Source organism: Paenibacillus lemnae (genome assembly GCF_012933385.1).
Taxonomy (GTDB): Bacteria; Bacillota; Bacilli; order Paenibacillales; family Paenibacillaceae; genus Paenibacillus_AQ; species Paenibacillus_AQ lemnae.
This window is the reverse complement of the sequence record NZ_JABBPN010000011.1, coordinates 94,347-109,242: the sequence shown is the minus strand read 5'-3', so window position 1 is coordinate 109,242 and position 14,896 is coordinate 94,347. Positions and strand designations below refer to the sequence as shown.

The window sequence follows — 14,896 nt, the reverse complement described above, 5'->3', positions numbered from 1 at the left end:
TAAGAACGGCTCCCTTCGTTATGGGTCTAATCTTTTGATTTCGGCGGGGAAAGCCTGATATGGATCTCCTTCTCAAACGGTGTCACCACATTCAGCAGCAGCGTTCTGCAGCCGACCGGATATACGGCCTCCCGTACACCTGCCGCCGTATGCTGAAACTCCCCGCCGCTGATCTCGATCCAGTCTCCCTCATATTCGTACCGGATGTCGTCGCCGCTCCAGAACTGGCTGTCTACACCTGCCGGTGCAAACTCTCCGCCAGTGATTTGTCCGGCGGAAGGCAGAATCAGCGAAATCTGTGATACCACTTCTTCCGGCTCCGATGACTTGATCATCAGCTTCCAGCCGTCTCCGGTTTCCAGAACGTCAACGCTCACGGTATGTTTCTGTACATGGGTCTGCGGACGCCGGTGATGCGGCAGCAGATACCAAGGGCTGACGGCTTCGCCCGCACTGAGCGGCAGTTCCGCTGCCGGCACAGGTCCCTGATACCCCTTCTCCTGTTCACCGGTCAGGCGGTATCCTTGATCTACAGTCTCCAGGCTGCCCATCTTCACAAAGCCGGGATCAAAATAGGAAGCGAACTGAACACCCAGCAGCCGTACCGATCCATGGCGAAGAGAGAAAAAAGAAGACATCTCTGTACTTACCGTCACGCTGGTGACTCCATCCCGGATTCGGGCCACCGGTGCGCCAAAGTCCGTGTGAAGGCGGCTGTAGCGAACTACGCCGTTATGTCCGGCTCCGGCTATGCCCGATAAATACCGTGCTCTGGCGAACTTCTCGTTCAATACAACCCGGTAATGCTCTGGCATGGGCTTGGTTTCGGTTCCCGGCTGCTGTAAACCGTGATCCAGGAGCAGCCGTACCGCCGCATTTGTCGGAGCGCCCCCAGGGTGCTTCAGCAGAGACAGGGCTTCCTGTGCCATCCCTTGAAACACCGGGTCTTTATCCAGGTCCGCCATCATCAGGCAGGGCAGAAAATACCCGGACATATCAGCCCGCTGGCCAAAATCCTGACGACCGGAGTACTCCGTCACAATCTCCCCGTCAGGGTGAACGAGGTAGGACATCATCTTGAGGTTAGCACGGACAGGCTCCAGCAGCTTAGGCCGGTTCAGCAGCCGTGCTGCATGAATGAGCATGATATTGCTGACAACGTTATAGATGCCGTTGCTGCGCTCGGTCCACTCGCCGTCTTCCGTGGCATCCATACCTTCCGCCAGCCACTCTTCAGCCCGCTTCAGCGCCTGCGGCGCATCCAGCACCTCGTTCAAAAATCCAAGTGCTGCACAGATGACCCAGCGGTGATTTGGCGTATGACAGCCGCCGGTTACCAGGGCCGGCAGGGTGCGCTCCAGGAACAGCAGCATATCTGCCGCTGCAGGCTGAAGCTCATCCCATCCGTCCTGCAGGATCAGCTGATAGGTTTGCGTGTAACCCACCACGACAAAAGCCGTATCCGGCGGGGAATGGAAATTTGTCCATCCCGGCGATATCGTGCCATCCTCATGCTGGGCACGCAGCATATATCGTGCGGCCAGGGTAAACCGGGCTGCAAGCTCCTGGTCCCGATAACGGGGCGACTGCGGATTGCAGAGCGCCGCTGCCCAGATCGCCATCGTCGTTGGTGTACCACTGTTGTGATTGGGCGACGGAAGTCCATTTTCCAGTGCACGCACACCGCCATGATACCGGTCTTCCGGCTTCAGAATCTGGCGGTCCATCCCCTCCTGAACCCAGCTGTCATTCACTTCAAAAACTCTGTTCATCATTTGTACGTTCCCCCATGACAAGAAATGGCTGAAGTTCACCCGCCTAAAAAGACAGGTGAACCATCAGCTTTGTGATCAGCCTTTTACGGCACCCAGCATCACACCGCTTACGAAGTAGCGCTGCAGCCAAGGATATACAATAAGAATCGGTACGGTGGCAAAAATAACACTTGCCGCCTTCAAACTTTCCGTAGCCGATTTGACTACCGCTGTAGGACCCTCATTGCTCGTCAAATCCGAAATCATGTTGTTTTGTACCAGCTGGTACAGCTTCAGCTGAAGCGGGTACAAATCTTCCCTCGTAATGTACAACAAGGTATCCTGAAAGCCGTTCCAACGGCCGACTGCATAGAATAAGCTTAGTGTCGCAATGACCGGCAAGGACAGCGGCAAGATAATCCGAAGCATCGTTCCAATCTGGCTTGTGCCGTCAATCTCTGCAGCTTCCTCCAGACTTTCCGGGATACCGTTAAAGAAAGAGATCAGGATGATGAGATAAAACGGGCTGATCAGTCCTGGCAGCACCAGTGCCCAGATCGTGTTCAATAGATTCAAATCTTTGACCAGAATATATTCAGGAATAATCCCTCCGCTGAAGAACATGGTCACAATGATGATAAACATAAAGAATTTGCGGCCCTTCAACTTTTTCTTGGTCAGCGGGTAAGCAGCGACAATCGTCATAAGCATACACATAACTGTTGTAAGCAGAGTCAGAATTATTGTAAATCCGAGAGAACGGATCATACTGTTATCCGATAATACAGATTTATAAGCCTGCAGACTGAATTCCACTGGAAAGAGAGTGACTTCCCCGGATGTTACAGCCCTGGTTGAGCTGAATGAAATTGCAATGATATGGATAAAGGGGGCCAGACAGATAAAAACGAAAGCTGTTATCAGAATGACGTTCACCGTGTCAAAGATACGGTTCGACGCACGCTCGCTCATAAAAATTTCTCCTTTCTGCAGTCCCTTTAAATAATGGACTCGTCAGTCAGTTTTTTGGATGCATAGTTGGCGCCCAGGATGAACACCAGACCGACGATTGCCTGGAACAGACCGACCACAGTGGCCATCGTATACTGTCCAGATTCCAAACCTGTCCGATATACATAGGTGCTGAGAACGTCAGCATATTCCAAAACAGCCTTGTTACCGATAACGAACGGACGTTCAAAGCCGATCGCGATCATATTACCGAGACTGATAATGAGCAGTGTGACAATTGTTGTTTTCAAGCCCGGAAGCGTAATAAACCAAATCCGTTTGAAACGACCAGCTCCGTCTACTTCAGCTGCTTCATACAGTTCTTTGTTGATCCCGGTTAAAGCAGCCAGATAGAGGATCGTACCCCAACCTGCACTCTGCCATACCCCTGTAGCGAGATAGGTGATGAGCCAGGAATTTTTCTCTGTCAAGAAAGGTACCGAATCAAATCCGAGAGACATCAATACATTGTTGATCATACCGGATTGTGTTCCAAAAACCTGGTAGACAATACCGCCTATAATAACCCATGAAATAAAATGGGGAATGTACAAAATTGTTTGGGACAGACGCTTAAACCATGCCAATCTTAGCTCATGCAGCATGATGGCGAGAATTAGCGGCGCTGGAAAAGAAACTATGAGATCAAGAGAGTTAAGCATCAAGGTATTTCGAAGCGTTCTGTAAAAATCCTGAGTCTGAAAAACTTCCCGGAAAGCTTCAAGTCCGATCCATTCACTTCCACCGATGCCTTGGAAGAAGTTAAAATCTTTGAAAGCGATCTGTACGCCCCACATTGGACCGTACTTGAAAATGATGAAATAAGCTAAGGGTAGAACAAGCAGTGCATATAATTGCCAATACCGGCGCAGATAAACGGTTCCTCTCATCTGTATCATCCTCTCCTTGCTCATGCATGCCGCCGGGAACGAAGGACGGCTTCTTTGATTCGAGCCGTCCAGATCGGTTATCCCGTGCGTTTATCTCTATAATTAGTTTTTTTATTTTGACTTCATTTCATTGTAGGCTTCCGTGCGTTCATCCAGAATCGCCTGTCCGCCGCTCACCATATAATCTTTCATAGCAGACTCGAAGGTTTTATCGAAATCAGCTGGCTTCGCCATCGCTGTCTTAACGATCATTTCTTCGTATTTGGACTGCAGATTCGTGCCGTACTTACCTTCCGCTTCGATTGGACGGTCAAAGTTGATTGGAAGGAACGTATCCGTCATAGAGATTTCCATCGCTTTACGGTGCAGATCCTGGAATCTTTCCGGGAAGTTGCTTGTCATCTTCTCACGATTTTGTTCTTCAGTACCTACAAAGTTACCGTTTGCAATGATCGAGGTGTCCGCACCTGCGTTATGGAGACGATCTTTGATTTCTTGAGGCGCATCTTCAATAGCCATTGGAATACCGTCGACCATTTTGTAATTTTCGCCCTCTACTCCGTTTTGCATAGCCAGCAGGACTTCAGGCTTCGACAACCAGTTCAGATACTTAATCGCTTCAACTGAACGTTCGCTTGATTTTGGAATCATGATATACATGCCGTTAGGTGCATATTGCGGTTTTGCACGTTTGCCTTCGGAATTCGTAAACGGATCGATAGGCTCCAGTTTGGCCTCAGGCTTGTTTTTCAACAGGTTATCGTACGTACCCTCGTCATAGTACAGATTCGGGTAATCTTCTGTCAGGAAACCGGTTAGTCCGTTCTGCACATCCTGGTACAGCTGCTTCTTGTCTTCATCGAGACTGAAGTCACGGCTAATCAAACCTTCATTGTACAGCTTGTTCATGAACTGCAGCGCTTCCTTGAAGCCCGGAAGCAGAGTCGGATAATCATTGGAACCCAGCTTCTGGGTCAACGTGTACTTCTGCTCTTCCGTGGTCGGTTCGATGAAGGACCAGATGAGCGGATCGTATTGAGCCGGCTCAATTGTCATACCAAATGGAATCACTTTGCCGCCGGTTTCACCCGGATCCTTTTCTTTAAACGCTTTCAACACCTCATACAGTTCATCGGTGGTCTGTGGTACATCCATGCCGAGCTTCTCCAGCCAGTCTGTGCGAATAAAGGAAGAGTATTTTCCAAGGAATGCCCGTTTGCTCGGTACGGCAAACTGCTCACCTTTATACTGGCCATAGCTCAAAGCATCTCCATCAAGAAACTTTTTAAGATCCGGTCCATGCTCATTAATTAAATCTGTTAACTCTGTCAAACCACCCTGCTCCGCGTATCGGTTAAAGGTTGGAGTATCATACGTAAAAACGATATCCGGCACATCCCCGCCACTAGCCATCAGCACATTTAGCTTCTTAATTTCTTCCGAACGTGGGATTGGTACGAATTCCATATTAATGTTATTCGGCGTTCCGAAGTTATCCTGGATATATCTTGTCAGGTAGTTGTCGGTAACCGTGTACGGAGACGGCGGAGTACCTCTGTCAAAAATTTCAACTTTAAGCGTAACTTGCTTCTCGTCTCCTGATCCAGATTCTCCACCTGATTCAGATGATGAACATCCGGATAATACTACGGTTCCGACCATCAGCATGGCGAGCGTCAGCTTTCCGAGCTTGCCCCATTTTTTCTTGCTTGCTGCCATAGTTACATCCCCTTTTTATTAGATAGTGTCTCCCCTGGCAGGCGCTCATCTTAAATGAATAAATTCAAATGTGGTGTAAGCGCTTAACCTCTCGGGTGACTTCAGTATGCATCAGAGTGGGGAATCTGACAATAAACTAAATTCATAACGCTTCAACCCGCATGGTTAAAGGGTTTTTACCAATGAACATGACGATTTTCGCAAGCTAAACCATTTTCCCGAATGCCCTTCAACCCTTACAGGGTAAGGGCTTACCCTAAATGGAAGAGTAACCGATCAAACACGTGGTTTGACCGGTTATCTTTAATTATCTCCGCAAATACGAAACGAGTGCCGCATCTATAACTGAAGTACAGCATTTGCTTCTTATTGATTTTGTTCGTAAACCGATATCGTAATCTCAACAATTCTCTAGGATTAAAGTTCAGCTCCAGGGGAAGGCTTGACCTTTAACTTGCGGTAATCCCCTGGAGTTACCCCTGCTGTCCGTTTAAATACCCGTCCAAATGTAATGGAGTTAGCGTATCCGATTTTCTCTGCAATCTCCTGTATGGACAGATCCGTTTCCGTAAGCAGCTCCTCAGCCCTATTCATTCGCAGCTGAACGAGGAAGTCGACAAATTTCATATCATATTCCATTTTGAATAGATAGCTCGCATACTTGCCGGAAATCTGAAACCGGTCACTGAGATGCTTCAGAGACAAGTCCGGATCGTCAAAATGCTCTTCGATATAAATTTTCATCTCGTTGATCATGGCACGGTAGCTTTTCGTTTCACTGAGTGCAACATACGTGCGGTAAATTTCCGTTAAAAGATCACTGGTCCTGCTCTGAAGCTCTTCCAGAGATGCGGCGCCGGACAGCTTGCTGTCCTTTCCTTCCGACAGCTGGGTTCGAAGCTCATCTGACAGCACGCCCACCTCACGTGAAAGCAGCTGCAGCATGCTCCTCAGCAGGGAACGGATGAGCTCATCCTTCAGCCGTTCTTTTTTGAACGACTCAAACATGTTCTGCAGCCGCACTCTCCAGCCGTCATTGTTCAACCTGAAATCCTTGACCAGCTCCGAAATTTCCGTTAAATACGGAAGCAGATGGCTGAAATCGCCTCTGGACAGATCATCACCAACCAGAACAGCATGGTCGCCCATGGCCAGCCTGTGTTCCAGCGCTTCTGAGGCCGAGCGATAGGAGGCCCCGATCTCATGGATTCCCGAGACAGTGCTTCCCATACCAAAACATAATGACATGCGCAGCTTCTCCTCGACCCAGCGCTGGCATTCCTCTGCCGCCTGAATCAAGGCTGGCCGCGATTCATCTTCTGCCGCAGGAAGCACGATCAGGATACCGACACGGCTGCCCGTGATCCATTCCATCCAGCTGTTGAACCCGCTGTTGCGTGAAAGCTCTTGAAACACATTCATAAAAGCAAACTTCAGCACATTCTGATCACGAACCGTATGTTCATCCCGAAATCCACTGTAATCGTCGATTTCGCCCAGCATCATCACATAACCGGCAGGATGAGGCTGCTCTGGCAGCTTCACCGGGCTCAGCTCACGCATTCGAGACTCCAGTTCCTCTTCTGATTTCTGACCGCCGATCAGGTCTATGAACAGCTGACTGCGCTGCAGCTGGAGATTCTCATGCTGCTTTTTGTCATAATCCATCGAACGGCTGATCAGGCTCTCCAGCGCACTGTCGATCATGGAGAGTTCATCCTTTGCCGCCTGAGGCATGCTGAGCTGTATGGATTCAATGCGGTTCATCATCGCCTTGATCGGCTGATAATTCCGTCTTGTAATATATATAATGTAGACTATCGCCAGCACTACCGTAACAACACCGATAACAATCCAGATATAAGACACGACCGATACCCATGCATAGAGCTGGCCTGACCGGAGACCGCTTTCCAAGGTCCAGCCGAGCTGTCTGGACGTAAGCGTGGTCAGCACCTTACCTTCTTTGCCCCGGTTATCCTCTCCCAGCCGGGAGGCCCCAAATATCTTCGTCCCGTTAGGTCCGATGACGTTCAAGAAGGAAACGCTATCATTTATCATCGGAGCAATCATCTGTTCCACACGGTACGTGTCGACGTTAATGACCAGCAGCCCCTGACTGCCAAAGGGAAGCGGCAGGCTTTTGTACATGGATATAACCTGTTTCGCCGGTTCACTCGGCCTCAGGCTGGCTTTGGATCGAACGGCAGACCATCCCCGATAATCCTGCTTGTTTAGAGATGCTTCCAGAAAAGCACGGTCTGAAAATAACTCCAATGAAGTGTGACCGCTGTTCGTTAACACCGATTGATCTGAATGACGATAAATATAGATCGATTCAATCAGATCATTATCATTCACCAGCCCCCGGAGACGTTTGACAAGCGAGTACATGATATTCTCGTCGGATGATCCGTTACTGAACAGGTAGCTCGAATAAAGGGAACTCGTCTCCACTTCATTCAGCACATTCATCTCCATAGTATTAATGGAGCGGTCCAGGCTCTCCGTAATAAAGCGAGTCGAAATTTCGTTCGCCTTGGCAGCCTCCTCACGCGATGCTTCATTGACTATAATAAAAGAAAGAAACACAAGAATCGTAATTGTGATCAAAAATATAGGGAAATAGGAGAGAAGCAGCTTGCGGTACCAGTTTTGCTGCACAGGGTTCATTCCTTTCTCTTCCAGGTTAAGCGTTTTACTTATGCTTGTGCTATATTGTAGCACGTTCTTGTCCCTCTCTGGAAGAGGGGAGTTTAGGGGACGGGCATGCGCGCACCGACCACCATATGCGCGCGTGTGGAATGTGTGTGGAAAACCACATACATTCGGCGCACTTACCCCATATCCGCCCAATGTGTGTGGAAAACCGCATACATTCGGCGCACGTACCGTGAAGTGACCTTTAGTCAGCAACTAGCCATTCAGAATTTAACGCATTCTCCATGTCTGGCCTGTGCTGAGGTCGGTCAGAAAAACAATGTTTTTGCTGTGTGGCAGGTACTCGATTTTATAGGCATGCTCTGGATCCAGGTCCTGTATCAGTCCTCTGTATCTCAGCACTTCGCCGGACTCAAGCAAAAATTTGGTGGAGCTGCCGGGTCCCCTGGATGAAGTAGCATGAAAATAGTCAATATCCTGCGGCACACCTGTAAATACGTTAAAATCCTTCTGGTAGTAATGAGGAATATCCCTCAGGTCGTTCCGCCCTAAATAACAGGCAGTTGTAATTATCAGGAGTACAAACAGGTTGGCGGCCATCTTTCGGGAGAAAACATAGTCTTTCCAGTTTTTGGCCCTATACGCGGCGATGACATTAGACCATACCATATACCCCAGAAAGAACAGCAGCATGAAGCTTCCGGATATCACAGTGGCAGTAATGTCATCCAGCAGTACAAAAGATAACAGGCACATCGCTAGTCCTCCCAGCAGAAGGAGGCCGAGTTTACGGACATGCCGGTCTGTAAACTTCTGAAGTGGATGTTTGTCGTGCTCAGATTCGGTCTGCTGGTTCTGCTGTGTCTTCTCCGTCTGCCGTTCTGACGCTGGTAAGAATTTGGACATGCGGTTTCACCTCTTTATACATATACTACACCGTTCATCATCAGCAACGATATAAAAAAAGAGCCCTGCGGCTGAGGCAGAGCTCCCTGTTTTATACGGTGCTTAGGTGACTGTGGTTTCTTTTTCACCGGCTAACCGCGTGTTACCGGGCTGGTTCGCTGCTACTTCACCAGCTGACCGCGGGTAACGCCAAGCTGGTTGGTCGCCTTCAGCTGCTTCCATACCTGGGTGCCGCTGATTTCGCCGCGCAGTGCACGGTTGTAGAGCTCGATGACCTCACGTACCTGTTCCGGCGTCTCTTCCAGAAATTCCACACGGTAGGTGGATACGCCCAGCTCCATGAAGTTCGCCAGATATTCGGCGCCGGACTGCTCGACCGCATTGTACACGGTATTGCGGCAGCCTTCGTCTACCCGCACCGGATGGGACATGCCGATCCGGTCCTGCAGGGAGGCACGATGATCTTCACACGGACGTCCACAGTTGGTGAAGTCTGTGCCCTCGCTCATGAACGTGCAGTACACACAGTGCTCTGTATGGAACATCGGCATATGCTGATGGATGACAATCTCCAGACGGGAAGTGTCCGTTTTGCCCAGCAGGTCCACCATCTGCTGGATGTTCAGGTCATACGACGGGGTGACCAGGTCACATCCAGCTTCTGTGAACAGATCCACCGCTTTGTGGTTGGCGATATTCAGTGAGAAATCGCCAATCAGGACCGGATGCTTCTGATCCGGGTTCTCCCGCATGTGGCGCAGGTAAAAATACAGCGCCCCGGTGTTGCGCACCAGCACAGCATCCGGCTGAAGGCGCAGAATGTTGTTATGGTAGCCGTTCTCGCCCGGCATGTGAATGCGCGGCGTCGCCAGCGCAATCTGCTTGCCGGCTGCCCGGACGGCTTCCACCGCTGCCGGGAACTGCTTGATAAACTCGAAGTCGGCGTAGATCATCTCCACGCCGGCCGCAAGAGCAGCCTGCACCTGCGGCAGGCTGCGGCACAGCGCGGTAAGCTGCGCTTCACCGCGCGGCACCGGCGATGCTGGCACAGACGCATCGCCGTAGACCGGGACCGCCCGTTTCACATACACGGGCGGCTTCGGCCGCTCGCCAGCGAGCAGCTCCACCGCTTGGCGGCGGATACTGTTCAGCTCGCGCATCGGGACAATGACGTCGCCGTACAGGTCGACGTCCAGCTGTTCGAGCTGGTACACGGTACCGCCCAAACGTCCGAACTGCTCCTCCAGGAGCTCACGGGTCATCGGACGTTTCTGGGCGACCTCCAGCTCCAGGTCGGAATCCACGCGTACCGTGGTTCCTTTCTGAACATCGGTCCACCAGGTGGTCAGCGGCTGTCCGGGACGTCCGCTGACACGCACATGGACCGGGAATACCCGGTACGGCTTGTCCGTCTCATAGGTCTGACGCAGACGCTTGTCGAGCGCCGGATCATTGGTCTTCCAGATCCGGTCCCCCACATGGAGCTTGCGCAGATCTACATCGCTGCGGCCAGGAACGATATCAACAATCCAGCCTTCTCCTGCCTCGCCTTCCAGCTTGACACCTTTGCGGCGCACATCGTACACGCGCCCGCCTTCTTCCTTCTTCGTCGGATCTCCGGCATCGAATACGATCCCGTCGCCCCGCTTCAGCGGCGCTTCCAGCCGGCAGACTACCCCGTCGCGCAGGATCTGCTCAACCCGGCCCAGATACACCCCGCGGCTTTTCGGGAACGTACCGTCCACGAGCTGCTTGTTGTTCGTGCCATCCAGGAACCCGTGTGTAAAGCCGCGCGAAAAGCTCTGCTGCAGCTCACGGATTTCTTCCGGATCCGGTCTCGCATCATCCCCGTCAAAATACCGGTCAATCGCCTTCCGGTACTTGCTGACGACATTCGCCACGTACTCCGGCGTCTTCAGCCGGCCTTCGATTTTGAAAGACGTGACCCCGGCTTCAATCAGCTCCGGCATTAAATCAATCGCAGCCAGGTCCTTCGGAGACAGCAGATAAGCCACATCGCCCATCGGCTTGTGCTCACCGTCCACCATCAGGTCATACGGCAGGCGGCAGGCCTGCGCACACTCCCCCCGGTTGGCAGAGCGTCCGCCCCACATTTCCGAGGTCAGGCACTGGCCGGAGTAGGATACGCACAGCGCACCATGCACAAATACCTCCATCGGCAGCTTGGCCTGCTCCCCGATTCTTTGGATCTGCTTCAGATTGTTTTCCCGTCCCAGCACGACCCGTTCCATGTTCCAGGGCTTCGTAAACTCCACCGCTTCCGGCGATGTAATCGTCATTTGAGTCGATCCATGGATCGGAAAATCGGGCGAAATTTCGCGGATCATCTTCACCAGTCCCAAATCCTGTACAATTACCGCATCGACACCGGCATCCACACAGGCGTCAATCAGCTGCTTCGCTTCCTCCAGCTCGTTCTCGAACACGAGAATGTTAAACGTCAGGAATCCCTTCACACCATAACTGTGTAAAAAGGCCATGATCTCCGTCAGCTCGTCCATCCGAAAATTGTTCGCCCGCGCCCGGGCATTAAACTTCTCGACTCCAAAAAATATCGCGTCCGCGCCGTTCGCTACCGCTGCCCGCATGCAATCCCAATCGCCAGCAGGTGCCAGCAGCTCAACGTCCTCCCTGCGCACTATCGATGTATTCATGTATATCCTCCCAAACCGGACATTTTCGCACCGGTTACTGTAAATTTCATTACTTTCAGAAACAACGTCATATCAACCGTAAACCTAAATCCTTTAACTTATCAATTGTAACAAAAAGAAGAGAAGATAAAAAGCCTTTCTACAAATAGGCAGCGGCTGATTTCGCCGCTTTATTTGCAGAAAAGCTTAAATTTAGCAGACATGCATACGATTTATGAGTCCCTATAGTATTTTACTTCACCAGCTTAAAGGAACCCAGTACACGCTCGATACTCTGAAGCTGGGTTTCTGTAGCATTGACGTCATTGAGCATGACCGAGATCGTGTGCACCACGCCTTCGCTTTCAAACACAATATGACGTTCCGTATACCCCGCACCACGGTTCTCCTGATGCAGCTTGAAGGAAACGGCAGGCACGCCTGCAAACGTAATGTTCTCCATGCCTAGCGCCTTTGCGCTGCTCTCTGCTGAACCCGAGGTGACCTCTGTATAATAATCCTTCATTCTGGAGGTTACCTTGCCCAGGGAGGTATCACCATCCGATATGATCTCAAAGCTGCCGCCGGTCAGGGTGTATTCCACCCGGCCCGATTCAAACCGGTCACTGAGCGGGTCCCAAATTTCCGGCAGTGTAATTTCATAATGGTAAGCTTTGGATAACCGCTTGATCTCTTCATTCCCATCCAGCAGGTATTTCGGATACGATATGCTGCCGAACACCGCAGGAACCGCCTCGTAATCCAGTTCCAGTGACTTCAGCACACGGCTCCACATGGTTGCTGCCTCCGGGGAATCATCCGCTGCCGTAAAATTAAAATCATAACGATACCCGTTCTGCTGCACCAGCAGCCTGTATTGTCTGGACCAGCCGTCGCCCATATTATACCGGACCTCCAGCACCTGGCCTTGTTCACCCGAGATATTCATAGGGGTCACACCGACAATTTCATAGGCCTCAGGAATAAAGTAGTCCGCATAAAGCTCTTTCAGGCGGCTGATTCCATCTGCTAATGAACCTTTCTCTCCGCCCGGTACAGAATACACGTCCATAAACAGGCTTCCCTCTTCCTGCTTGCCGTATGACAAGTCCCCATAATTCTGCCAGCCGGCAGGAACTCCTGCATAAATGCCATAATCTACTTCTTCAATTGGGCGCAGCCCATTTTCTATAGAAGAAAGATCTTTTAGGAGATGGTCTCCCTTGGTGAATACAGGCTTGAAGGAATTCAGCAGTCCGCTGTATTTCTCCAGGTCCTTGTAATGGGATGCATTCCGGTCGGCAAAATACAGCTCATACCGTTTTCCGCCGTGGAAGTACACCCGCCCCTCCCAAAGGGTATATTCGCTGTCCCGGGAGATGGTTCGTGCATAAGGATAAGGTCCACGGGTTACGATTTCCTGGTGCATAACCAGTTCGCCCGCATCGTCCGCATCACGAACGAGCTGCTTCAGCAGATCTTTTAGCCCCAGGGTTTCCGGCTGACTGTCTACATAGATCTCTAAATAGTACTGGCCCGTAGCGTCCATAAAAGAGGCTGAGCTTTCGTTTTCGGCCCCTCCGCCGATCACCATGCCTGATGGATAATCCATGCTCCATCCGTAGTAGCTGTTGCCGATCCGGCTTTTGCTGCTGGTAACCTCTCCTCCGGCTTCTGGATCCGAAGGATCCCCGCTCTTGTCCTTGACGTTCAGCGTAATGCTGAGCCGGCCCTGTTTGTCCTTACCCAATGCAGCACCCAGACCCTTGGCTACCGGACGCAGCGGAACCATTAACGTATTCGAGATCATCTGCGGCTCTACGGGCAGGGTCACTTTTTTCCCGTCCACCCAGGCTGCCTTGCTCCCAATCGTCATGACGATAACATGAGCTCCATGCATCAGAACGACCCGGTCTGTCCCTTCGAGCCGGATCTGACTGCCGAATGCTTTTTGAAAAATACCCGCCGGTACCATCAGATGACCCTGCTTCGTGACCGGCTTTGCAATGCTGTAAGCAACGCCGTTAACAGCCGCCGCTTTACTGCCCTGTTGAATCGTGAGAATCACTTTGCTGGTGGCATCTCCCCACACCGGGAGCGACAATGAGGTGCTAAGCAGAACAACGGTTATCATCACGGCCGCGGACCGGCGCAGACCGCCGAAGACGTTCACATGCTGGAGTTTTACCATGACTCTTGTTCCTCCTCTTCCATCTCAGGTATTGAGACCGTATCATTCCCGCTGCTGAGGGTGAGGGGAACACTTACAATATCGCCGTCTCTTTGCATAAGCAGTTTCACTTGTGAACCCGGCATGTATGATTTCAGCATTTCATTAATATCAACAATGGAATACACGCGCCGGCCGTTGACAGCATACAGCACATCCCCTTCGGAAATCCCCGCCTTCTCCGCCTGGGATGAGATCACCTGTGTGACGGCAAGCGGATCATCGCTGGGCAGTCCAATAATGGCTGAAAAACTCTCTTCCAGTGTAAGGCCGAGCCCCGCACGCCGGACTTCCCCGTAGCTCATCAAGTGCTTGACCACATAACTGACCGTTTCCGAAGGAATCGAAAAGCCCATATTCTCAATGCCGACTGCCGAAAATTTCATGCTGTTAATCCCGATGACCTCGCCTTTCATATTGACCAGCGGACCTCCGCTGTTGCCGGGATTGATCGCCGTATCAGTCTGGATCAGACGGTATGATCCGTCGACACTCCGGTTAAGTCCGCTGACGATGCCGGCTGTCGCAGAATTTCGCAGCGTGAAGCTGATGGGCGTACCAATCGCAACGACCTGCTCACCTACCTGGGAGTTCTGGCTGCTTGCGGCAAATGCTGCCGGCTTCAATCCTTTTGCATTGATTTTCACTACCGCGATATCACTGATAGCATCTGCATGAACGATGCGGGCTTTATATGTTTTGCCGTCAGAAGTTACGATTTGGATGCCGGACAGTCCGCTAACTACATGGGCGTTGGTCACAATCCAGCCGTTCTCCCGGAGTATCACCCCGGTGCCATGTGCCAGATTATAACGATCTTCCCCTTTGGATGTGCCGCCGTTTGGCGTTTTGCCCATAATACCGACAACCGATGGCGACATTTTTTGAATGACCTGTGGCACTGGGTCCTGCTGATATGTATAAGTACTGCCTGCTTTTGTCTGGTCTGTCTTGACCGCTTTCGCCGCCGGGGCTCCGTCTGCCGGAGCACTGATCTGCAGCCACACCGCCATGCCGGCCATGATCGCAGCCGCCCTGCGTCTTCCTTTTGAACTCATCACTCCACCTGTT

General features: G+C 51.4%; 9 protein-coding genes. All 9 read right to left on the bottom strand.

Going from position 1 to position 14,896, the window contains the following annotated elements; all coding sequences use genetic code 11:
• Positions 1-26: 26 nt before the first annotated feature.
• The 9 genes from HII30_RS13035 to HII30_RS12995 all read right to left on the bottom strand — a co-directional run bounded on the left by HII30_RS13035 (position 27) and on the right by HII30_RS12995 (position 14,883).
• Positions 27-1,775: a hypothetical protein gene (locus HII30_RS13035; protein ID WP_169505481.1), complete on the bottom strand. Its 1,749-nt coding sequence runs from the start codon at positions 1,773-1,775 to the stop codon at positions 27-29.
• A gap of 75 nt (positions 1,776-1,850) precedes the next feature.
• Positions 1,851-2,726, bottom strand: a complete 876-nt coding sequence (locus HII30_RS13030; protein WP_169505480.1) for a carbohydrate ABC transporter permease — start codon at positions 2,724-2,726, stop codon at positions 1,851-1,853.
• Between the two features lie 26 nt (positions 2,727-2,752).
• Positions 2,753-3,655, bottom strand: coding sequence for an ABC transporter permease (locus tag HII30_RS13025; RefSeq protein WP_169505479.1), 903 nt, complete (start codon positions 3,653-3,655; stop codon positions 2,753-2,755).
• Between the two features lie 111 nt (positions 3,656-3,766).
• On the bottom strand, positions 3,767-5,374 hold the full coding sequence (locus HII30_RS13020; protein WP_169505478.1) for an extracellular solute-binding protein: 1,608 nt from the start codon (positions 5,372-5,374) through the stop codon (positions 3,767-3,769).
• Between the two features lie 417 nt (positions 5,375-5,791).
• Positions 5,792-8,047, bottom strand: coding sequence for a helix-turn-helix domain-containing protein (locus HII30_RS13015; RefSeq protein ID WP_211184573.1), 2,256 nt, complete (start codon positions 8,045-8,047; stop codon positions 5,792-5,794).
• Positions 8,048-8,305: 258 nt separating this feature from the next.
• On the bottom strand, positions 8,306-8,941 hold the full coding sequence (locus tag HII30_RS13010; protein WP_169505477.1) for a hypothetical protein: 636 nt from the start codon (positions 8,939-8,941) through the stop codon (positions 8,306-8,308).
• Between the two features lie 161 nt (positions 8,942-9,102).
• Positions 9,103-11,616, bottom strand: coding sequence for a U32 family peptidase (locus HII30_RS13005; protein WP_169505476.1), 2,514 nt, complete (start codon positions 11,614-11,616; stop codon positions 9,103-9,105).
• A gap of 232 nt (positions 11,617-11,848) precedes the next feature.
• Positions 11,849-13,786 carry a stalk domain-containing protein gene (locus HII30_RS13000; RefSeq protein ID WP_169505475.1) on the bottom strand — a complete coding sequence of 646 codons (1,938 nt, stop codon included), beginning with the start codon at positions 13,784-13,786 and terminating at the stop codon, positions 11,849-11,851.
• Positions 13,780-14,883: a S1C family serine protease gene (locus HII30_RS12995; RefSeq protein ID WP_246246373.1), complete on the bottom strand. Its 1,104-nt coding sequence runs from the start codon at positions 14,881-14,883 to the stop codon at positions 13,780-13,782. Before HII30_RS12995 ends, HII30_RS13000 begins: the two co-directional genes overlap by 7 nt.
• Positions 14,884-14,896 lie beyond the last annotated feature (13 nt).

Bases quoted from the DNA above. Each gene is read 5' to 3' on its own strand.
- HII30_RS13035 (WP_169505481.1), bottom strand. From the start codon at position 1,775: ATGATGAACAGAGTTTTTGAAGTGAATGACAGCTGGGTTCAGGAGGGG.
- HII30_RS13030 (WP_169505480.1), bottom strand. From the start codon at position 2,726: ATGAGCGAGCGTGCGTCGAACCGTATCTTTGACACGGTGAACGTCATT.
- HII30_RS13005 (WP_169505476.1), bottom strand. From the start codon at position 11,616: ATGAATACATCGATAGTGCGCAGGGAGGACGTTGAGCTGCTGGCACCT.
- HII30_RS13000 (WP_169505475.1), bottom strand. From the start codon at position 13,786: ATGGTAAAACTCCAGCATGTGAACGTCTTCGGCGGTCTGCGCCGGTCC.
- HII30_RS13020 (WP_169505478.1), bottom strand. From the start codon at position 5,374: ATGGCAGCAAGCAAGAAAAAATGGGGCAAGCTCGGAAAGCTGACGCTC.
- HII30_RS13015 (WP_211184573.1), bottom strand. From the start codon at position 8,047: ATGAACCCTGTGCAGCAAAACTGGTACCGCAAGCTGCTTCTCTCCTAT.
- HII30_RS13010 (WP_169505477.1), bottom strand. From the start codon at position 8,941: ATGTCCAAATTCTTACCAGCGTCAGAACGGCAGACGGAGAAGACACAG.
- HII30_RS13025 (WP_169505479.1), bottom strand. From the start codon at position 3,655: ATGAGAGGAACCGTTTATCTGCGCCGGTATTGGCAATTATATGCACTG.
- HII30_RS12995 (WP_246246373.1), bottom strand. From the start codon at position 14,883: ATGAGTTCAAAAGGAAGACGCAGGGCGGCTGCGATCATGGCCGGCATG.